The following is an 18491-nucleotide window of genomic DNA, read 5'->3' as shown; positions in this document are numbered from 1 at the left end:
GGTCAGTGCGCCGCGGGGGTTTCGGTGAGCTCGCTCGGGCGGACGATGACGAAGCCCTCGCCGCTGAGCTTCAATTGGACGGCCTCGCCGGAGCCGCCGCGGATCATCGAGCCGACCGACTGGGATCGGTGTAGGCCGGTCTCCAGCCGCGCGCTCCAGCCGACGACCGCGTCGGTGTCGACGTAGACCGGCACCTGCGGGGTGACCGGGATGATGATCGGGTTGCCGTCGCAGACCACGGCGAGCTTCCCGGTGCCAGTGAAGAGGCTGTTGAAGAGTCCGCCGCCGGTCATCCCGACCCCCTTGACCATTTTGATCTCGTAGGAGAGCGTCGGGTCGAAGCACAGGACGCTGCGACCGTTGACGGTCAGCGCGTCGCCCGGCTCCAACTCGACGATGAAGCAGTTGGCGGCCTGGTGCGCGAACCAGGCCTCGCCCTGGCCGTGTACGGACATTAGCGGCAGGCCCTCACCGGTGACGGCGCGCTTGAGCATGCCGCCTATGCCCTGGCCCTTGCGCTCGAACCGGAGGTTGCCGCGGAAGGCGATCATCGAGCCCTGACGGGCCAGCATCTCCCCGTTGACGGTGCACTTGACAGACTTGGCGTTCTGCAGGGACATGCCCGGTGCGGTGGACGGCTGGGCAAGGTTCTCGGACGCAAAAAGATCGCTCTTCATGCGCTCGATCCTCGCCCGGCGATGGCATGCGCGACATCCTCCCCAAGTCGGAGGCCGGCACCGGTCCAGCCCGTCAGAGGCCGGTGGCGGCGAGGTGCTGGGGGATGACCGGGCGAGGCCCCTCGGCGGCCTCCAGAAGCAGCGGGTCCTCGTCGGATCGGGCGAGGAGGGTCTGGGCAAGGTGGAGAGCGGCCTCGAGGACGTCGGCGGGGTGCGGACCGTCCGGAGTCCGGCGATGGCGCCCCGGGGGCCCGCGCACACCGGCGGCGTGCGGGTGGAACGGGCAGGGGCGATCGTGGTGATCAGCACAGCGGTTGCCGAGGATGGAGGATCTGATGCGTCGTACAGTCGTGCTCGGGCCACATCCCAACAGGTCCACGGTCCGCGCATCGACCATCTCGTCGGGCAGGCCCCGCCGGAGGCCTGGCAGCGGCTGTCGGCAGGAAGCGGCGCGAAGGGCGAGCGCTTCTACGACTGGGCCGCGGCCCGCCTGCCCGCGGTATGGGAGTTCGACGGCGACGAGCCGACCCGTCAGCGCCGGATGCTGGCCCGCCGCAGCATCGCCAGGCCTGATGAGACCGCCTACCACCGAGTGTCAGGACCCGCCGGTGACGACCCGGATGCGCGTCTCGGAATCGGCGGGCGCCGCGGGCGGCCTACCAAGACCAGCCGGGCCGACAGGAAGCTCCAAGATCCCGGCCGGGTCGAGTTCACGCGCCGCAGGTCAGGTCCTTCTCGGGTAGCCGGCCTGTGGTCAGGTACCGGGTGACACTGGCGTCCGCACAGGACGGGCCGGCCACCACCACGCCGTGCCCCTCGCCGCCGGCCACCGTGACCATCCGTGCACCGTGCAGCGCCCGCCGCATGCCCTGCGCCATGGCCAGGGTCGCCTGCGGGTCCCACTGGTTCTGCACGATCAACGCGTTGACGTCGTTGTCCACCGCGGTCGCCTGCTCGGTGCCCGCCGACTTCCAGAACGCGCACGGCTGGATGCCGGCCCCCAAGTCGCCGGCCAACGGGTACTCGGCCCGGTCCCGGATCGCGTCCCGGCGGTACCGCTCGGGGTCGCGCGGCCAGCTCCGGGTGTCGCCGCAGAAGACGGCCCACACGACGGCGGACATGTTGTCCGCCGGAACCGCCGCTCCGGACGCCCCCGCACGCGCCGCGGCCGACCTGATCGGGGCCGGCTCGCCCGCCGCCGCGCCGACCGCCTCCGTGGGCCCGTCAGGCGCCGGCGACCCGCCGGCGGCGGCGGCCTTCAGCGCGACGACCCAGGGCGTCACCGTCTCCACTCGGACGAACGCGGCGTACCCGGCGCGGATGGCGTCACCGCTGAGTGACCCGCCCACCGTCGGGACGGGCGTCCGGTCGGCGCGGGCGATCAAGTCCCAGTAGGCCTGCCGAACCTCCGCCGCAGTCGTGCCCAGCCCGTAGGTGGCGTTGCGGGCGGCGGCCCACTCGGTCCAGCGGGTGAAGGCGAGTTCGGCCCCTGCCGACCATCCCCGGAACAACCCCCGCCACGCGAGCGCGGGATCGAGCGCGCTGTCGAGGACGAACCGGTCCGAGCGCCGCGGGAACATCTGGGTGTAGACGGCGCCCAGGTAGGTGCCGTAGGAGTGCCCGAAGTAGGAGATCTTCCGCTCCCCCAGCGCCGCCCGGACGACATCCATGTCCCGCGCCGTGTTGCGGGTGGTGATGTGCGCCAGCACGTCCCCCGCCTTGGCCCAACACTTGTCGGCCACCGTCCGAGCCCGGGCTGTGTCCCTGGCGAACGTCGCTGCCGCGTAGGGGTGTTGGAAGGTCTGCTCGTCGGCCGTCAGGTCACAACCGATCGGCGAGCTCTGCCCGACTCCGCGCGGGTCGAACCCGATCAGGTCGAACCGCTCCCGCACCCCCGCCGGCAGCAGCGGTTGCATCTCCACGGGCATGGTCAGCCCGGGACCGCCCGGGCCCCCGGGATTCATCAGCAGCACGCCGTGCCGCTCCTTCGCGCTGCTCGCCTTGATCCGCGATATCGCGAGGTCGACCCGCCGGCCCCCGGGGTCGCCGTAGTCCAGCGGCACCTTGACCTTTGCGCACTCGAACTCTTCCGGGTGGTCCGCGTCGCAGCGCTCCCAACGGAGCCCCTGCCGCTCGTCCTGCTCGAGCGGATCTCCCGCTGCGAAGGCCGTCACGGGAGTCAGCGCCGTCAGAACGGCGGCTGCAACACCGACCGTCAGGCCGAAATTCGTTCGTGCGCCTCGCAGAGCCATGGCAGTCCTCCGTGCAGAGTGGGTGTCCGGGGTCGCCTCCAGTCTCCGGTCCGCCGCACCCGCACCTCGTACGGCACGGGGATGGGCTCATGATCCAACTTGCGGCGTACACCAACACGCCGCCGTACTGCTGGAGTCTCACTGCCCGTCCCCCACCGATCAGGGTGGACACCCGTCAGGCGACGGCCGGCATTCAGCCTTCCGCGCCCTGTATCCAGCCGGCCTCCGTGGGCAGCAGCCTCCGTGATCACGTTCAGGACGGCCTCGCGCAGGCCGGCACGCCGCCGGTCACCCGGCAGAATCCCGCACCGAAGGCCCACGGCCAACCCCTAGGGGGCGCCTTCCGGGTCACGCCGGATCAGCGGGCGTCGGCGACGCCGATGTACAGGCGCCCCCTCCCCCAGCCGGCGGCCGGGGGGAGGGTCGGAGGGGAGCAGGGTGCCGGCTCGGGCGACGAGCTGGTCGGCGGCGGCGTACTCGCCACGCATCGTCCACGGCGTGGCGGCGCTTGGGGGCCCGGAGGCCGGCCGGGAATGTCCCGGCCGACCGTCGCCTCACTGCAACGCGCCGTGCCCGGCCTCGGTCGGCACCACAAGGTCCGGGTTGCTGCCATCGGCTGGCACCGCAACCTCGATCAGCCCCTTGTCGTGCAGGCTCAAGTACACCCCGGACAGGGCGATCTGCTGCTCCGTCCACACGTCACGGGCTGGCCCCTCCCCGCCCATGTCGCCGGCGGCGGGTAGATGCCGTGAAGGTACTGAACTTGTACAAGTGTTGTCTGGCCGGCGAGGTCAGCTGCTGGCCCGCCAGGATGTGCGCGTGACGGAGCGTGAAGCGGATCTGGTAGGACCCTCGCCGACGCCCGGTCCCGGTCCCGGTCGCGAGCGCAAACCCTTCGGGCTGACGTCGGGGCCGGTCCGAAACCCCTTGGACGGCACGGGACCGGCGTGCTGAATTGGGAGACGGCTGCTGTTGGAGTCGAAGGGATGCGACGATGACCGAGATCAGGCTGCACCTGTCGGTGCGCAGCCTCGCCGAAGCCGACCTGCCGTCCTGCAACTGGGCAGGCTCCCCCAAGCACGTACGCGAGCTCGTCCACCAGATCCGCCGTGCCGAGGCGGGCGAGATCGACTACCTGGCGGTGTGCACGCCGGTCGGGCTCCCGGTGGCGGTCGGTGGCATCGACTACACGGTCAGGCCCGGCGCCGGCACCCTCTGGCAACTCGGCGTCCACCCGGCCCTGCAGTCCTGCGGGATCGGCACGCTGCTGATCCGCTCGGCCGAGCAGCGGATCGGCGCCCGCGGCCTGACCCGCGCCGAACTCGGCGTCGAGGAGGGCAACCCGCGCGCTCGCGCCCTCTACGAGCGCCTGGGCTACCGGGCCTTCGGCCGCGAGCTCGACTCATGGGACGTGGAGGCCGAGGACGGCTCGCTCCAGCGGCACGAGACGATGTGCACGCTGATGCGCAAGGAGCTGGCGTGACGCTGGATTTCGCGGCGTTCGTCGCCGAGGCGACGGCCGACCCGGCCGTCGTCGGGCTCGTCCTCAAAGGCTCCCGGGCCCACGACGGCATGACCACCCGTCACTCCGACCACGACCTCTACGTCATTCTCGCCGACGACGCGGCGAGCGAGCTGGCCGCACTCGACGGCTACCGCTCCGCGCAGCTCGACCTGGTCGTCACCACCCTCGAACGGTTCCGCCGGCCCGCCGACTGGGAGCGGTACGCCATCGCCCGCTCCCGGGTGCTGGTCGACCGCAGCGACGGGGAGGTCACCCGGATCGTCGCCGCAATGGGACGGCTCGGTACCGAGGAGGCCTTCCGGTCCGGCGCCGCCCTGCTGGACGCCTACGCCAACTCGCTCTACCGCTCGGTCAAGAACAACCGCGATGGCAACCCACTCGCCGGCCACCTCGACGCGGCCGCCAGTGTCGGCTTCCTGCTCGACCTGCTCTTCGCCCTGGACCGCCGACCGCGCCCCTACAACAAGTACCTGGCCTGGGAGCTGGACCGGTTCCCGCTGCCCGGCTGGGACAGCGCCGCGCTGCTGGACACCGTCGCCCGGATCACCGCGACCGGTGAAGTGGCGCCGCAGCAGCAGCTCTTCACCCGGGTCGAGGCGGCCGCCCGGGCCGCCGGCCACGCGGCGGTGCTGGACTCCTGGGGCGAGGACCTGCTGCTGATGCGACCCCACCCGGACTCCCCGGCCCACCAGTCCTCCTGACCCGGGTCAACAGTCGAATCGAGCACAGCGGCTCAGAACGTCCCCTGAGGTCCATCGGGGGCGGTGAGAGCCTGGTACGACCGGCCGACTGGACTACTTCCACCCGGGCCTCCCAGCGTCGGCGCGGTGCCGATCAGGCACTCGATGGCGGTCCGGAAGCCAACGAGGGCGTGGGCGGTCGGACGCAGGTGGCCCTCAAGGCAGACCAGGTTGTCCTGACTCCCGCCGACGAGTATGAGCGGAGGAAACCGCTCGCCCCTGATGCCGCGTGGGCTCGTCGACGAACGGTTCGTTGGGCTCATCGAACGAACGCCCGTAGCCCCGCCGTGATGCAGGCGTCAGCGCGCCAACCCTCGAACGTCTCAATCGCGCCACCGGCGGACTCGCCCCGCTGTACGTGCTCAGCCCGCATGCGGGGCCCGAAGACTGTGCACCGAGTACGCGCTCGGCGACCTGGACCCGCCGAGGCCGAGATGACCCGTCCATCGTGTCGCGTACGTGAGGCCACTTCGCCGGGGTGGCCCCCGCGGTCATGGAGTCTCGCCGTGCCGTTCTTCATCGCAGCGCCGCCTCGGTCGCCGACCACTCGTGCTCGGGCTCAACCTCGCTGCCGAGCGAGCTGCAGCAGCGCTGCCCCCGCCGGATGCATCGGCTCACTGGCGGTCAAGCGCCGGCCTTGACGCCGAGGATGTCGACACCCGTGCGCCCCGCCGCCCGAAAGACGGGCGGCGGGGCGCGGGCGGGTGGTGCGGGCGCGTGGTAGGGGCTGGCGCGTGGTGCGGGCGGGGGCTAGAAGGTGAGGTTCCAGGCGTCGATGGTGCCGACGTCGCCCGCGGCGCCGTCCTTGACGCGGAGCTTCCAGGTGCCGTTGGCCGCGCTCGCGGCGGCGTTGACCGTGTAGGTCTTGGCGACGTTGTCGGCACTGTCGCCGTTCGGGAAGTCCTCCAGGAGGTAGACCGTGCCGTCGGGGGCGACCAGGGAGATGACCAGGTCACCGCGGTAGGTGTGCTTGATGTCCACGCCGACCTTGAGGGTGGCGGGGGCGTTGCCGCTCACGCCCGTCACGGTGACCGGGCTCTCCACGGTGGTGTTGTCGGTGATCGCCACGTCGGTGAGGTTCTCGAAGTACTTGCCGGCCGGCGGGGTCGAGCCGACGGCCTTCAACGCGTCGACCTGGCCCTCGCCGAAGAAGGCGTTGTTGGCGGTGGTGCCGGTGCAGCGGCTGTCCGAGGCCGGGCAGGCCAGGTCGTTGGCCTGGGTGGCGAGGCGGGCCCGGATGTCGGCCGGGGTCAGCGACGCGTCGGTGCTCGCGATCAGCGCGGCCACGCCGGTGACGTGCGGGGAGGCCATCGAGGTGCCGCTCTTGGTGCCGTACTTGCCGCCGGGCAGGGTGGAGTAGACGCCGGTGGCGCCGTCCCCGCCGGGAGCCGCGACGTCGATGACGCCCCGGCCGAAGTTGGAGTAGGAGGCCTTGCCGCTGCCGCTGCCCGTGGCAGCGACGGTCACCACGCCCGGAAGTTCGGTGGGGATGTCGAGGCAGGCGTTGCTGATGGTCCGGGTGACCGGGGTGGAGTCGTTGGGGCTCTCCGAGTCGGTCGTCTTGTTGGCCAGGTCGTAGTTCGAGTTGCCGGCCGCGGCGACCTGCAGCGAGCCCTTGCCCTCGGCGTACTCCTGGGCGCGCTTGACGCCCTCGATGATGGCCGCCTGGTCGAGGTCGTTCGGGCAGTTGAACTGCCACGGGTCGGTGTAGTAGCTGTTGTTGGTCACCTTGAAGCCGTGCTCACCGGCCCAGACGAAGCCGCAGACCGTGTTCTCGGCGTAGAAGAGGGTGCTGGTCGGCTCGGCGATCCGGACCGAGGCGATCTTCACGCCCGGCGCGACGCCGATGACGCCCTTGCCGTTCTTGGCGGCCGCGATGGTGCCGGCGACGTGGGTGCCGTGGGTGTCCACGTCGCGCCAGGCGCCGGTGCGGGCGTCGGCCTTGCCGTAGGCGCAGGAGACGGAGTCGGCGGCGTCGAAGTTGGGCGCGAGGTCCTGGTGCTGGTCGTCAACGCCGGTGTCGAGCACGCCGACCTTGACGGTGGGCGAACCGGTGGTCACCGCCCAGGCCTGGTCGGCCTTGATCTGGGTCATGTCCCAGCGGTTGGACTCGGTGAGCGTGGTGGCCGACTGGGCCGGGTTGGCGGGCAGTGCCGGGCTGTACGCGTCGGCCGGCACGTCGGACGTGCGGGTGGCGCCGACCTGCTGGATGCCGGTGACGCCGCGCAGGGCGGCGGCGAAGCCGGCCGTGGTCGAGTGGGCGACGATGACGCCGATCGCGTCGTAGCTCGCGAAGACCGTGCCGCCCTTCGCGGCGACCGCGGCCTTGGCGGCGGCGATGTCGGCGGGCGCGCTGATCACCAGGTAGGCGCGGGTCCCGGCGGCCCATCCGGCGGCCGCGGCGCCCGGGGCGGCGGCGGGGGCGCCGGCCGCGGGGGCTTCGGCTACGGGAGCTTCGGCCGCGACCGGGGCGGTGGGGGTGCTGGGGATGGTGGGGGTGATGGTCGCCGGGGCGGCGGTCGCGAGTGCCGTCGGCGTGGCGATCGCCATGGCCGCGAGCACGGCGAGAGCGGCGGCCGGGCGGCCCAGCCGCCGGGATATCAGGGGTGACACATGTCCTCCGATCGGCCCGTGCGTGAGGGGATCACACGGGGTTTGAACGCAACATGCCAGAACAGTGAGCACTTGGGGAAGGCTTTACGCATGACGACTTGTCACAGCAGTGTCAACATTTGATGTCGCGCCCGGGTCGGACGGCCGAACCGGGGGAACCCGACCCGTCTCATCGGGGGACGGCCGGGGATTCCCGCGTCACGGGCGAGCACGGCCACGGCGGGCCGGCCGCTGCCGCCGGCGGGCACGGCCCGGACGTCCGCGCCCAGGCGTCCGCGCCCGTGCCGTCGTGCGGCAGCCCGTAGGCGACGGTGGCGTCGTCCAGCCAGGCCGACCGGTCGTCGACGCCGCGGGTCTCGGCGAGGGTCAGCTCGGCCAGGTCGGCCAGGTCAGCCGGCCGCAGCACCGTGATCCGCCAACCGCCGTCGGACAGACGGCCCTTGCCGGCCGACCGGGTGTCGCCGGGGACAGTGACGGGCAACCCACCTCGTCCTTGACGGTCGGCAGGCTACGAGCGGTGAAGTCGCCCGCGACCAGGGAGTGGTGGCCGCCGGCCGACATGGTGGCGCAGAAGCGGCTGCCGTCGGCGGTGGAGGTGACGCCCCAGAAGTTGGCATCGGTGGTGGCGACGCCACCCCCGCGTGCTCGTCGGTGAGCTCAGTCGCGATCTCCGCACGGCCGGAGCCGCCGAGTCACCCTCGTCTTCCCGACGGCGTTCCAGCTCACGTTTCCCTGCCGCGTCGACGGCAGCCACTCGGCATGTCTGCCGGCGAGTTGGTCGCGCGCCTTGCTGCTCTCGGCGAAGATGTCCACGCCACCGTCATAGGGGTGGACAACCCATGCACAGGCGGCTTCGGTCAGGATGACTCCGGCGGTCATGTCGTCGGCCGCGCAGAGCAGGAGCTGGTCCAGCGCGGGATCGTGCACGTCCGTCGCGGAGACGTAGTGGTGCTGCCACGACTGGAAGCCCGGCTCGGTGGCCAGGTCATCGCTTCGCCAGTGCACGGCCCCGGGCGTGGTGACTGCGACCGCGGAGTCTCGCGGAGTCGGGGAACTGGTCGCGGACCAGGAACAGGTGATCGCCACCAATCCTCCGCCGCCTGCCGTGACGCCGCCGAGGAGATCCTCCAGAAGGACGTGGTGACGACGCAGGATCTCGGCGTGCTCGGCGTCTGAGGTCGCATACCTCTTGCCCTCCGGGAGGGCGTGGAAACGGACCCAGCGCTCCGGGAACCGGTGACGCAGACGGCGGGCCTCCGGCGGGCATTCAGGCCACGACCTGTTCCAGGCACCATCGAGTTCAGCAATGGCCACCGACTGGTCTCTGCCTCTCATGGCACCGCAACTTAGTCGATCTTGGCGTTGGCGGGCAGTGAAATATCCGGCGCCTGACGCCCCACCCCCACATGCCTGCGACGGCAGGGTCCGGGGAGACCAGCGGTGGACCCCGGGCGTGGATCAGGACTCTGATCGGCCGCCGCTCCCATGTCCCGTACTCGTGCCAGGTCGTGTGGAACGGGCGCCCGGACGGCCCGCAGCCGAGCGGGATGTCGACCGGGGGGAACCACAGGTCGCGCCAGGTGTATTGACCACGAGCGAGGTCAACAGTGGGCGGCGGAGACGTGATCAAGGTTGGCGGCGGGCTGTGGGCGAGGGGAGGCCAGCCGGAGCCGTGTGGTCGCCCACCGGATCATCTCGTGGAGGCTGCTTCATCTTCATCGCACGATCTCTCCACGTGAGGTTCAACCTGCACGAGGGCGCCCGACGCGCGATCAGGCACGCGGAGCGCCACCGTCCGCCGCCAGGCGCGTGAGCCACTCACGCAGCAGGCACTGCTCCGCGTCGCTCAGGACATCGGAGACGTCGGGGAGGGCGGCACGCAGCGCGCGGGCCGCCGCGGCGGGACCGGACTCCGCGGCGGGAAGCGCTGGCTCGGCGCGGGTGACGGCCGCGACCATGGACTCACGCAGGACGGTCAACAGCGCCGGATTGCGGCGGTCCGCGGGCGTGGAGTGCCAGGTGGCGACTGCGCCCTGGCCAGTTGCCCGGATGATCTGGGCGGCCAGGTCCTCGTCGACCCGCAGCCACCCCCCGGCCGCCAGCCGGCGCACCCGCCCTTGGAGGATCTCCAGGCCCGAGCGGTGTGCCGTGTCCGATCCCGGGCCGGTGGCCCGGTTCATCACCGCGAACAGCTCGGGGCGGGAGACCCCGAACTCGACCACCACGTCCCAGCCGCGACGCAGATCCTCCACCGGGTGCTGCGGGGCGGGGTCGAGCTGCGCGCGCTTTCTCTCCAGGAACTGCGCGTAGCCGTGCTCGGCGACGGCCTCAAGGAGCCCCTCCTTGTCGCCGAAGATGCGGTAGATCGCCGGCGGCTGCATTCCGGCCGCGGCGGCGACCGCGCGGGTGCTCACCGCGTCAGGACCGCCGTTCTCCAGCAGCTCGACGGCTGCCTCGACGATGCGGCGCCGCGGGTTGTCGGTTGAGTCGCGTGTAGCCATGAATCGATGGTACCGGGAATCTGTTTCCATCGGAATTTCCAGTGTTACTGTTGAAGCGATTCCACCGGAACCATCGTCGGGAGAACCCAATGATCATCGTTACCGGAGCCACCGGAAAGCTCGGCCGCCGCACCGTCGAGCGCCTCCTGGAGCGCGTCCCCGCCGACCGCCTCGGCGTCAGCGTCCGCGACCCCCGCAAGGCCCGGGACCTCGCCGACCGCGGCGTCCGCGTCCGGCAGGGCAGCTTCGACGACCCCGACTCGCTCATGCACGCCTTCGAAGGGGCCGAGCAGTTGCTCCTCGTCTCCCTCGACCGCATTGGCGAGGAGTGCGTCAGCGGCCACCGTGCCGCCATCGACGCCGCCGTGAAGGCCAAGGTCGGCCGCATCCTCTACACCAGCCAGATGGGCGCTGCCCACGACTCCCGCTTCCAGGCCTGCCGGGACCACGCCACGACCGAGGACCTGCTGCGCGCCACCGGCCTGCCCTGGACCGCGCTGCGCAACGGCTTCTACGCGGCCAGCGCCCTGCAGTTCCTGGAGTCCGCCCGCCACACCGGCGACATCGCCCTCCCCGCCGACGGCCCTGTCGCCTGGACCGGCCACGACGACCTCGCCGAGGCCACCGCGGCGATCATCCTCGACGAGCGCCGCTTCGACGGGCCCACCCCGCCGCTCACCGGCCCGGCGGCGCTCGACTTCGACACCGTCGCCGAGATCGCGTCGCAGACCGCCGGACGGCCCTTCACCCGCACCGTCGTCCCCGACGACGCCTTCCGCGAGCAGGTCCTGGCGCACGGCGCCCCGGCCCCGATCGCCGACCTGATGGTGAGCATCTTCGACGCGGCGCGGGCTGGCGAGTTCACCACGGTCGACTCGACCTTGGCCGAGCTGATCGGGCGGCAGCCCGCCACCTTCCGCACCCACTTGGAGCGTGCCTGGGCCGAATAGATCCAGCGGGGCGCGCAGACGGCCCCGGTCCGACTCGCCGCCCACACAGGCTCGTTCCCTGTCGCCCGAGGCATCGATCGCCAGATCGGCGGCCTCGGGCACAAAGCCCAGGCTCCGCACCGGATTCCGCAATGGTCCACGTCGACATCCACATCGAGCCCGGCAAACCGGTCACCCGGTCCATGACCCGGGCTTCGGCCTGCCGACGCTCGCCCTGGGAGCGCTGCTCACCCAGCTCTTCGAGTCCTGACGCGGCGACGTCCGCTGATCAGCTCCGCGGCGTCGCCGCCATCCTCCGCCGCGGAGGCCGACCGCTCCTGGTACCCACCGCCGCCGCGACACCATCGGCAACTGATCGCAGCCAGGCCACGGCCGCGGCGAGATCGGGCCCCCGTTGCTCCTGCCCTGATCCACAAGATCTACTTGCCCCTGTGATCCACTCTGACCTCGCCGTCGAACTCCGCTCGGTCTCCAAGACCTACCGCTCCGGCCCGGAGCCCGTCACCGGCCTGGACCGGGTGAACGTCGGCTTCGCGTTCGGAACCTTCACCGCCGTCATGGGACCGTCCGGGTCGGGCAAGTCCACACTATTGCGCACGGCGGCCGGGCTGGAGGGCATCGACGACGGCGAGGTCCTCGTCGACGGCACCCGGCTCGGCGAGCTGAAGGACAAGGAGCTGACGGTCCTGCGCCGGGAGAAGGTCGGATTCGTCTTCCAGTCCTTCAACCTCCTGCCCTCGCTGACGGCCGCCCAGAACGTCGCACTGCCGCTGAAGCTGGCCGGCCGGCGGCCGAGCCGGACGGAGGTGACGTCCGCGCTCGCGTCCGTCGGTCTCGCGGACCGGGCCGGCCACCGCCCCGGCGAACTGTCAGGTGGCCAGCAACAACGGGTGGCCGTCGCCCGGGCGCTCGTCACCCGCCCCGCGGTGGTCCTCGCGGACGAACCGACCGGGGCGCTCGACACCAGGACCGGCCGCGAGGTCCTCGCGCTGCTGCGCGGCCTGGCGGACGACGCCGGACGGGCGGTCGTGATGGTCACCCACGACCCGGTCGCCGCGGCCTGCGCGGACCGCGTGGTCTTCCTCACCGACGGCCGGCTCGCCGGGGAACTCGACAACCCCACTCCCGAGGCCGTCGCCGCCCGCATGACGAGCCTGGAGGCCCTGGCGTGCTGAGCGTGGCCCTCTCCACACTGCGGGTCCGCTGGGCGTCGTTCGTCGGCACCTTCCTCGCACTCGCCCTCGGCGTCGGGCTGATGGCAACGGCCGTCCCGGTGATCGCCGCCACGGGCTCGGTCGCCGACCCGGCAGAGCACCGCTACTGCGCCGCCCCCGTCGTCGTCGTGCCGAACACCACCATCGACGTGGCTGACGACTCCGGGCAGATACAGCACACCGCCGTGGCGCAGCAGCCGGGTCTGACTGCGGCTCTGGTCGCGGCGGTCGCCCGCACCGGCCGGGTCGTCGAGGACCACAGCTTCTACGCGCAGCTCGCAGGCGGACCGAAGGACCAGGTCGGGCGCGGCTGGTCGGCTGCCGAGGCCGGTGGGTACCGGCTGGCGGCGGGCCGGGCCCCGGGCGCGGAGGACGAGGTCGTGGTCGGCGGGGGCGCGGCGTCCCTGGTCGGCCGCACGCTCGGGCTGCTGACGGCGGCCGGGCTGCGCACCGTCACCGTCACCGGCGTCACCGACGAGGTGCGGTACGAGCACGCGGTGTTCTTCTCGGACGGCGAGGCCGCCCGACTCTCGCCCGACGTCGACGCCCTGGCCGTCTACGGCCCGGTCGAGGCGGTGCGGCAGGCCGTGGCCGACGGATCCGGCGGCCCGGCTCCTGCGCTGGTCCTCACCGGGAAGGAACGTGCGACCGCGGACCCGCACCATGCCGCCCTGCTCGCCATGGTGGACAGCGTGGACACCCCGCTCGGTCTGGCCGCCGCCGTCGCAGGCTTCGTCGCGGTGTTCGTGGTCGCCGGCACCTTCGCCCTGTCCATCACCCAGCGCCGCCGGGAGCTCGCGCTGCTGCGGTTGATCGGCTCGACCCGTCGCCAACTGCGGCGGCTGATATACGCCGAGGCCGTGCTGGTCGGCCTGCTCGCCTCGGCGGCCGGCTGTGCGCTCGGGCTGCTCGGCACCCCGCTGTGCCTGGTCATGACCAGGGTGTTGGCGAGCGCGACGAGCGCGTAGAGGATCGGCAGACCGAGGATCATCAGCATGCCGTTGCGGGAGCTCGGCGCCCTCGCCTCGGCCCTCAGCATCGCCGGGTCGTGGGCCGCCCTGCACCGGCTGGTCGGCGCCACCCCGGCCGTCGTGCCCTGGACCGTCCTCGGCGAACTCCTCGCCGCTTGCGCGGCCGTCGCCCTGCCGGCCGCCGTCCTGCCCGCCGCCCTCGCCCTGCGCGGCCGCGACGGCCGGAGCATCCTCGCCGGGATCAGCGGGGAGAGCGGCTGATCACGCTCCCGTCGTCCTGAGCGCCCGCACTGACGGTAGCGATCGCCGCCTACGTCCTGATGGCCTCGATCGCCGTCGGCTGAACACCGTCGCCGCCCCTGGCGCCGCCGACCCAGTGCCACGAGGCGCCGCACGAACAGCACTTTGACGTGGCACGGACGCTGCTGCTCTTCTGTCGCGCCGTCACCCCCTGTCTTCTCGCAGGAATGCGGCGTGCGCACCCCCCGCCGTACAGCACTGACCGCCGTCCTGCTCGCCGCCCTGGCCGTCACCGGCTGCACCGGCAGGAATTCGTCCTCCGGCGACGGCGCGCCGCCGGCCGCGGAGCACGGGACCAGCCCAAGGGCCCGGCCAAATGGCTGCCCGCCCGTCCCGACATCCGCTGCGCCTACGCGGTGCGCTTCGCCCAGGTCGCCCCTCAAGTACGGCCTGCCGGTCACGCCGGCCGGCCCGACGGAGGCGGCCGCCGTTTCGGCGCCGGCGCGCTGATCGGCGCGGGTGCAGCCGGCCTGGTGGGCGGCCCTCCCGCTGGGGGCCGGGTCCTGCAGGTCGCGGCCTACTGGCGCACCAACCTGACGCTGCGGCAGCTCGCGCCGCTGTTCGGGGTGTCCAAGTCGGCAGCTGGCCGGATCATCGACCACATCGGCCCGCTCCTGACGCTCAAACCCGCCGGCGGTTCCGAAAGGACACCGTGATCCTCGCCGCCGCCTGCACCGCCCTCGTCCTGGACGGCGACATGCCCGAGGTCGGATGGGAGCAGATCGAGGACCGGTCCGGCACCGTCACCCGCGCCGGCTGGTGGATCGACCGGCGCTCGTCCGAACCCTGCGATCTGCTCGAGCTGCCCGAGCTGCTCGACGCCGTCGGGGACGCCGACCGACCGAGCCCCTTCGTGTGACCTCCCGGTGCCCCTGCCTCGGGGCAGGGGCACCGGGACCATCGCCCGGCACTTTCATGCATGCACCGGTTCGTCGGGAAGCGGATCCGGTGACCGACGGGGCGGGATCGCTTCGGCCGCGGATTCCCCTCCCGCCGTTCGAAGGCCTGGTTGAGCGTCCCCATGGGGTGGTGTCCGAGTTTGGCGCTCGGTGAGCCCTGGGACGTGGCCTTCGGGAGGCGACCGCCGCCGGCCCCGTAGGGCGTGGCGGCCTACTCGGGTTCCGGGCCGGCCTGCGCCGTGACGACCGTGGTCGGCCGGGGGCCCGGTGTGGGTACCTCCGAGCGTGTCACGGGCTGCTCGGTGAGGCGACGAAGGTGTAGGCGCCGAGTTCGAGGAACAGGGCGTCCTGGAGCTCGGGTACGCCGGTGAGGGGGACGGCGAGTCGCCGTTCGAGTTTTCCGGCGTTGGCGGTCACCGGGTTGTAGGCCCGCAGCACGATCCGGGCGTCGCACGGGAGGGGCTGCTCGAGCTGGACCACGACCGTGACGGTGCCGGAGTAGTTGGCGGGCAGGACGATCGAGCGCGTGTAGCCCTCGTCGGTGCCGGGCGCATAGATCTGCGCCGTCAGGCTGAACGGGGCCTGCTGGTCGGTGTTGGAGAAGGTCGCGGTGCCGGCGGGCAGGTCGGTGCCGGAGATCCCGAAGACGAAGCGCGTCGGGGTGTTGTTGAGGTTGGCGATGGCCAGGTTGGAGAGGACGTACCTCGTCTGCCGGCACGGGATGACGTCGATGTTGCGCCAGCCGACGTTGGGGTTGTACCTGACCCAGTTCAGGTAGTCGACGAGCGAGCCGAACGTGGGCAGTGCGGCGGGCATGGGGTGGGCGGGGGTGTCCACGGTGGCGATCGTGCAGTAGTGACCCGACGGGTTCTGGCTCGGCCAGAGGAAGGCGGACCTGCTGACACAGATCTGTCCGGGCGGGATCTCCCGGGCGCCGCCGCGGACGGTGAACGGCACGGCGGTACCGCCGCCCTCGGCGGTGAGCGGGGTCCATGCCCGCGGGTCCAGGAGCAGTCCTCCGGGGGCGTAGTAGAGCCTGACGTTGCCGGAGGAGGGGCAACCGGTCCTGAGGTTCTTTCCCCGGACGTAGATGCGGTTCAGCCGCCCGTAGACGATGGGGTGGCTCAGTCCGAGGTCGGGGCCGTCGTAGCTGGACTCCAGCAGACCGAAGTCGAGGATGTCGCTGCCGAAGGGGATGATGTCCGGGGACTCCCAGACGGGGTCGGCCGTGGGGGTCTGTCCGACGTCCGGGAAGTTGTCCCGGACGAGGATGTCGTTCCAGTTGGCGGCGGCGTTCATGGTTCCTCCCGAGTGATGGTGTGTTCCGGCGGGCACGACGGGCCCGGTCGCGGAGATGCGTCTTCTGCGACGGTGATCCGTTGGTCGCGGAACTGCCTGCCAAGGGTCGTGTGTTGGCTTCCGCGGTGGCGGGCGGGGCCGTCCCATGGTCGTCGGGGCGGTGCAAATCCCCGGGGAAGGCTTCTTTCGGACTGCCGCTGGAGATGGCTGTCCTCATCGGCGGCCGTGTGTGAGGTCGCCGGGGATGTCGGTGAGGTGGTCCTGTGGCATCGGTCATCGGTGCGGCGGAAATGCCCGTTCCGAATGTCGCGGTGACGGTACTGAATGCGAATCCCCGCATGCTGTGAGTCCGCGGGGAGCGTCCCGATACAGGAAAATGTATCGGGCTCGAACCACCTTGCCCAATAGGCCGGAAGAGTGAATGCCCGGCACGTGCTGCTGCCGCCGGCCGGGTGGGCGCCTACTTGAAGCGGCAGACATCGCGCTTCGGCACGACAGAGCCGGCTGGCACTCAGGCCGCGCCGCGGCTGGGCTGGTTGAGTGCCGGCCCGGCTGCCCCGATGTCTACCACTGGTCTCCGGCCGTGCGCATGGGCACGGCGGGGCCCGGCCCACTGCTCCGTCCGGTCGGTCAGGCCGCGGGTCGCCGTGCGGTCGCCACGGACCGCGGCCGTGCAGGCCGGCAGGAAGTTCCCCGGGCAGGCGAGCATGGGGTAGTGGTACTGCTCGCACGGGTCGAGCCCTTCGCGGACCGCCTGCCTCAACTGCGGCCACTGCCCGGTCAGCCACGCGTGGTTGCCCAGCAGGAACAGGGCGTCGATGGCCGGTGCGATGCTCTCGCCCCGCCGCCCGGCGGCCACCACGCGGTGCAGCCCTTCCTCGCACCCGCCCAGCCGGTCCACGTACGCCCCGGCCACCGCCACCCGGACGATGTGCAACGGGTCGGACTGGTGGGCGAGTTGCGCGATGGACTCGTCCAGCCGGGCCAGATTCGCCGGGCTCGTGCGGGCCGGGTCGGCGAACGTGCTGCGTGTCGTCGCCAGCAGCTCGGGAGCCGAGGGACAGGCGGCCGCGGCGGCGTCGAACCCGGTCAACAGGTCGGGCCGACCGCCGAAGAAGCACACCAGCAGCAGGGTGTGCGGGGCCTCGGCCAAGGTGGCGTCGGCGGGATCGTACGGTGCCTGTTGCCCGGCGATGGCTCCACACAGGAGGCGGTGTGCGGTGTCGACGTCGCCGGCCCCGTTGAGCAGGTACGCCGCCCCGGCCATCGCCGCGGCCAGCGACCCCTGCCCGGGCGCCGTGCGGCGCGCGTCGTCCAGAAGACCCGGTACGCCACTCAGGTCACCGGTGATGTTCGCGCCGGAGTACGCCGCCTCGGCCAGTCGCCGGGCCCGTTCGGGACCGGCCGGGGTGAGTTCGGCGGCGCGCAGCAGCGCCGCCACCGCGGCCGGACCGTCGCCTCGGCGGGCGATCCCGACGGCCGCGCGCTCCACCAGCGCCGCAACCCCCTCGTCGGGAGCGTCCACGGCTTGGGCGAGGTGCCACGCCCGCCGCTCCGGATCGTCCTCCCACGCCCGGGCCAACGCACGGTGAGCGCTGCGGCGCTGGTCGCTGGTCGACGGCTCCACGACCGCCGACCGGGTCAGCGAATGCCGGAACCACACCCCGGAGGGGTCGTCCGCCCGGATCAGCCGGGCGCGTTCGGCGGGCGAGGGCCTCGCCCGGGTGGAGCGCAGGATGCAACGCGGCCGCCGCGTCGAGGAACTGCCTGAGGCCGCTGTAGCTCAGGCGCGCCCTGTACTCCGCGCCGGCGGTCGCGACCACCTGCATGCCGCGCTCCTCGGCCCGGGCTGCGGCGGCGGCCAGCAGTGCCGTCTTCCCGACGCCCGGTTCCCCCAGGAGCAGCAGCAGACCGCCGGGCCCCGCGCCGGCGAGTGCCTCCGCGGTCGCGACGATCACTCCCTTGTGCGGCGGCCCGCTAGGCAGAGCCACCGCCGGTGAGTCGGGCGCGGATGGTCGCGGTCATCTGAAGGCGGCGCCCGGCCATGCCCTTGAGCCTGGTGACGCCGTGGGCGTAGCGGTCGACGGTCGCCGTGGCCTCCACGGCGATCTCGTCGCCGTCGATCTCGGCCTTCGCCACGATGAAGGTGACGGGCGCGGGGACGCCGTGGGCGGTCAGCTGCCCCTGGAGAGCCCAGGCACCGGCCCCGTCCAGTTCGGCCCCGGTGGAGGTGAAGACGATGTCGGGGTAGGCGGCGGTGTCGAGCAGCGCCTTGGACAGCACCTGGCGGTCGCGGTTCTTGTTGCCGGTGGCGAAGCTGCTGGCGTCGGCGACGGCGTGCACGCGGCTTCCGGTGGGCGGCTCGGTGAGGACGACAGTGCCGCTGCGCAGCCGGAAGCTGCCGCGGACGGTGCCTAGCCCGAACATGTGCTTGGTGGTGAAGGTGATCCCGGAACGGGGGACGTCGATGGCGTACTGTCCCGGCTTCGGCGTTGCGACGGTCATGATGACCTCCTCATCTACTTGATCATGCAACGAGCACTGTGGAGC

At 72.1% G+C, this 18491-nt stretch carries 18 protein-coding genes and 2 pseudogenes; 9 read left to right on the top strand and 11 right to left on the bottom strand.

Going from position 1 to position 18491, the window contains the following annotated elements:
• Positions 1 to 2: 2 nt before the first annotated feature.
• Positions 3 to 677 carry an AIM24 family protein gene (locus tag J5Y04_RS13430; protein ID WP_209412214.1) on the bottom strand — a complete coding sequence of 225 codons (675 nt, stop codon included), beginning with the start codon at positions 675 to 677 and terminating at the stop codon, positions 3 to 5.
• Between J5Y04_RS13430 and J5Y04_RS43940 the strand changes: the two genes are divergently transcribed.
• Complete coding sequence (locus J5Y04_RS43940) at positions 676 to 1446, top strand: hypothetical protein (RefSeq protein ID WP_209412213.1); 771 nt, start codon at positions 676 to 678, stop codon at positions 1444 to 1446. The two genes, J5Y04_RS13430 and J5Y04_RS43940, sit on opposite strands and share 2 nt — an antisense overlap.
• Here the strand turns inward: J5Y04_RS43940 and J5Y04_RS13420 are convergent.
• Positions 1388 to 2851, bottom strand: a complete 1464-nt coding sequence (locus J5Y04_RS13420; RefSeq protein WP_307853094.1) for an alpha/beta hydrolase — start codon at positions 2849 to 2851, stop codon at positions 1388 to 1390. The two genes, J5Y04_RS43940 and J5Y04_RS13420, sit on opposite strands and share 59 nt — an antisense overlap.
• A 632-nt stretch (positions 2852 to 3483) precedes the next feature.
• Positions 3484 to 3627 (bottom strand): hypothetical protein, encoded by a 144-nt coding sequence (locus J5Y04_RS13415; protein ID WP_209412211.1) that lies wholly within the window; start codon positions 3625 to 3627, stop codon positions 3484 to 3486.
• Between the two features lie 296 nt (positions 3628 to 3923).
• Between J5Y04_RS13415 and J5Y04_RS13410 the strand changes: the two genes are divergently transcribed.
• Both J5Y04_RS13410 and J5Y04_RS13405 read left to right on the top strand, forming a co-directional pair.
• Entirely contained in the window at positions 3924 to 4412 is a 489-nt protein-coding gene (locus J5Y04_RS13410) for an N-acetyltransferase (RefSeq protein ID WP_209412210.1), read from the top strand.
• Entirely contained in the window at positions 4409 to 5155 is a 747-nt protein-coding gene (locus tag J5Y04_RS13405) for a hypothetical protein (RefSeq protein ID WP_209412209.1), read from the top strand. The genes J5Y04_RS13410 and J5Y04_RS13405 overlap by 4 nt, the downstream gene beginning before the upstream one ends.
• A gap of 789 nt (positions 5156 to 5944) precedes the next feature.
• On the opposite strand, the gene J5Y04_RS13400 is transcribed toward J5Y04_RS13405, so the two are convergent.
• From J5Y04_RS13400 to J5Y04_RS13385, 4 genes are all read right to left on the bottom strand, one after another.
• Positions 5945 to 7744, bottom strand: coding sequence for a S8 family serine peptidase (locus J5Y04_RS13400; protein WP_209412372.1), 1800 nt, complete (start codon positions 7742 to 7744; stop codon positions 5945 to 5947).
• 232 nt (positions 7745 to 7976) lie between these two features.
• Positions 7977 to 8288: a hypothetical protein gene (locus J5Y04_RS13395; protein WP_209412208.1), complete on the bottom strand. Its 312-nt coding sequence runs from the start codon at positions 8286 to 8288 to the stop codon at positions 7977 to 7979.
• A 176-nt stretch (positions 8289 to 8464) separates the two neighbouring features.
• A complete protein-coding gene (locus J5Y04_RS13390; RefSeq protein ID WP_209412207.1) occupies positions 8465 to 9121 on the bottom strand; it encodes a hypothetical protein in 657 nt (218 codons plus the stop codon).
• Positions 9122 to 9579: 458 nt separating this feature from the next.
• Positions 9580 to 10308: a TetR/AcrR family transcriptional regulator gene (locus J5Y04_RS13385; RefSeq protein ID WP_209412206.1), complete on the bottom strand. Its 729-nt coding sequence runs from the start codon at positions 10306 to 10308 to the stop codon at positions 9580 to 9582.
• Positions 10309 to 10397: 89 nt separating this feature from the next.
• Between J5Y04_RS13385 and J5Y04_RS13380 the strand changes: the two genes are divergently transcribed.
• The 6 genes and pseudogenes from J5Y04_RS13380 (at position 10398) to J5Y04_RS13355 (ending at position 14602) form a co-directional block, all read left to right on the top strand.
• Complete coding sequence (locus J5Y04_RS13380; RefSeq protein ID WP_209412205.1) at positions 10398 to 11258, top strand: SDR family oxidoreductase; 861 nt, start codon at positions 10398 to 10400, stop codon at positions 11256 to 11258.
• 431 nt (positions 11259 to 11689) lie between these two features.
• Positions 11690 to 12433 carry an ABC transporter ATP-binding protein gene (locus tag J5Y04_RS13375; protein WP_374106016.1) on the top strand — a complete coding sequence of 248 codons (744 nt, stop codon included), beginning with the start codon at positions 11690 to 11692 and terminating at the stop codon, positions 12431 to 12433.
• Entirely contained in the window at positions 12427 to 13440 is a 1014-nt protein-coding gene (locus tag J5Y04_RS13370) for an FtsX-like permease family protein (protein WP_209412204.1), read from the top strand. Before J5Y04_RS13375 ends, J5Y04_RS13370 begins: the two co-directional genes overlap by 7 nt.
• A gap of 27 nt (positions 13441 to 13467) precedes the next feature.
• On the top strand, positions 13468 to 13704 hold the full coding sequence (locus J5Y04_RS13365) for a hypothetical protein (RefSeq protein ID WP_209412203.1): 237 nt from the start codon (positions 13468 to 13470) through the stop codon (positions 13702 to 13704).
• A 524-nt stretch (positions 13705 to 14228) separates the two neighbouring features.
• Positions 14229 to 14404 (top strand): annotated as a pseudogene (locus J5Y04_RS13360) (transposase family protein); the annotation flags it as partial.
• Positions 14396 to 14602 carry a hypothetical protein gene (locus J5Y04_RS13355; protein ID WP_209412387.1) on the top strand — a complete coding sequence of 69 codons (207 nt, stop codon included), beginning with the start codon at positions 14396 to 14398 and terminating at the stop codon, positions 14600 to 14602. The pseudogene J5Y04_RS13360 and the gene J5Y04_RS13355, both read left to right, overlap by 9 nt.
• 328 nt (positions 14603 to 14930) lie before the next feature.
• On the opposite strand, the gene J5Y04_RS13350 is transcribed toward J5Y04_RS13355, so the two are convergent.
• The 4 genes and pseudogenes from J5Y04_RS13350 to J5Y04_RS13335 form a co-directional block, all read right to left on the bottom strand.
• Positions 14931 to 15941: a hypothetical protein gene (locus tag J5Y04_RS13350; RefSeq protein WP_209412202.1), complete on the bottom strand. Its 1011-nt coding sequence runs from the start codon at positions 15939 to 15941 to the stop codon at positions 14931 to 14933.
• 511 nt (positions 15942 to 16452) lie between these two features.
• Positions 16453 to 17604, bottom strand: coding sequence for a hypothetical protein (locus tag J5Y04_RS13345; RefSeq protein ID WP_307853109.1), 1152 nt, complete (start codon positions 17602 to 17604; stop codon positions 16453 to 16455).
• A gap of 73 nt (positions 17605 to 17677) precedes the next feature.
• Positions 17678 to 17899, bottom strand: a pseudogene (locus J5Y04_RS43510) (AAA family ATPase); the annotation flags it as partial.
• Positions 17900 to 17918: 19 nt separating this feature from the next.
• Positions 17919 to 18446 (bottom strand): YceI family protein, encoded by a 528-nt coding sequence (locus J5Y04_RS13335; RefSeq protein WP_209412199.1) that lies wholly within the window; start codon positions 18444 to 18446, stop codon positions 17919 to 17921.
• Positions 18447 to 18491: the final 45 nt, after the last annotated feature.

Origin of the sequence: Kitasatospora sp. RG8, from assembly GCF_017813315.1 — a bacterium.
Classification (GTDB): domain Bacteria; phylum Actinomycetota; class Actinomycetes; order Streptomycetales; family Streptomycetaceae; genus Kitasatospora.
This window is presented reverse-complemented; position numbering and strand designations above follow the sequence as displayed.

Bases quoted from the DNA above. Each gene is read 5' to 3' on its own strand.
- J5Y04_RS13430 (WP_209412214.1), bottom strand. From the start codon at position 677: ATGAAGAGCGATCTTTTTGCGTCCGAGAACCTTGCCCAGCCGTCCACC.
- J5Y04_RS13380 (WP_209412205.1), top strand. From the start codon at position 10,398: ATGATCATCGTTACCGGAGCCACCGGAAAGCTCGGCCGCCGCACCGTC.
- J5Y04_RS13385 (WP_209412206.1), bottom strand. From the start codon at position 10,308: ATGGCTACACGCGACTCAACCGACAACCCGCGGCGCCGCATCGTCGAG.
- J5Y04_RS13335 (WP_209412199.1), bottom strand. From the start codon at position 18,446: ATGACCGTCGCAACGCCGAAGCCGGGACAGTACGCCATCGACGTCCCC.
- J5Y04_RS43940 (WP_209412213.1), top strand. From the start codon at position 676: ATGCGCTCGATCCTCGCCCGGCGATGGCATGCGCGACATCCTCCCCAA.
- J5Y04_RS13400 (WP_209412372.1), bottom strand. From the start codon at position 7,744: ATGGCGATCGCCACGCCGACGGCACTCGCGACCGCCGCCCCGGCGACC.
- J5Y04_RS13350 (WP_209412202.1), bottom strand. From the start codon at position 15,941: ATGAACGCCGCCGCCAACTGGAACGACATCCTCGTCCGGGACAACTTC.
- J5Y04_RS13365 (WP_209412203.1), top strand. From the start codon at position 13,468: ATGCCGTTGCGGGAGCTCGGCGCCCTCGCCTCGGCCCTCAGCATCGCC.
- J5Y04_RS13410 (WP_209412210.1), top strand. From the start codon at position 3,924: ATGACCGAGATCAGGCTGCACCTGTCGGTGCGCAGCCTCGCCGAAGCC.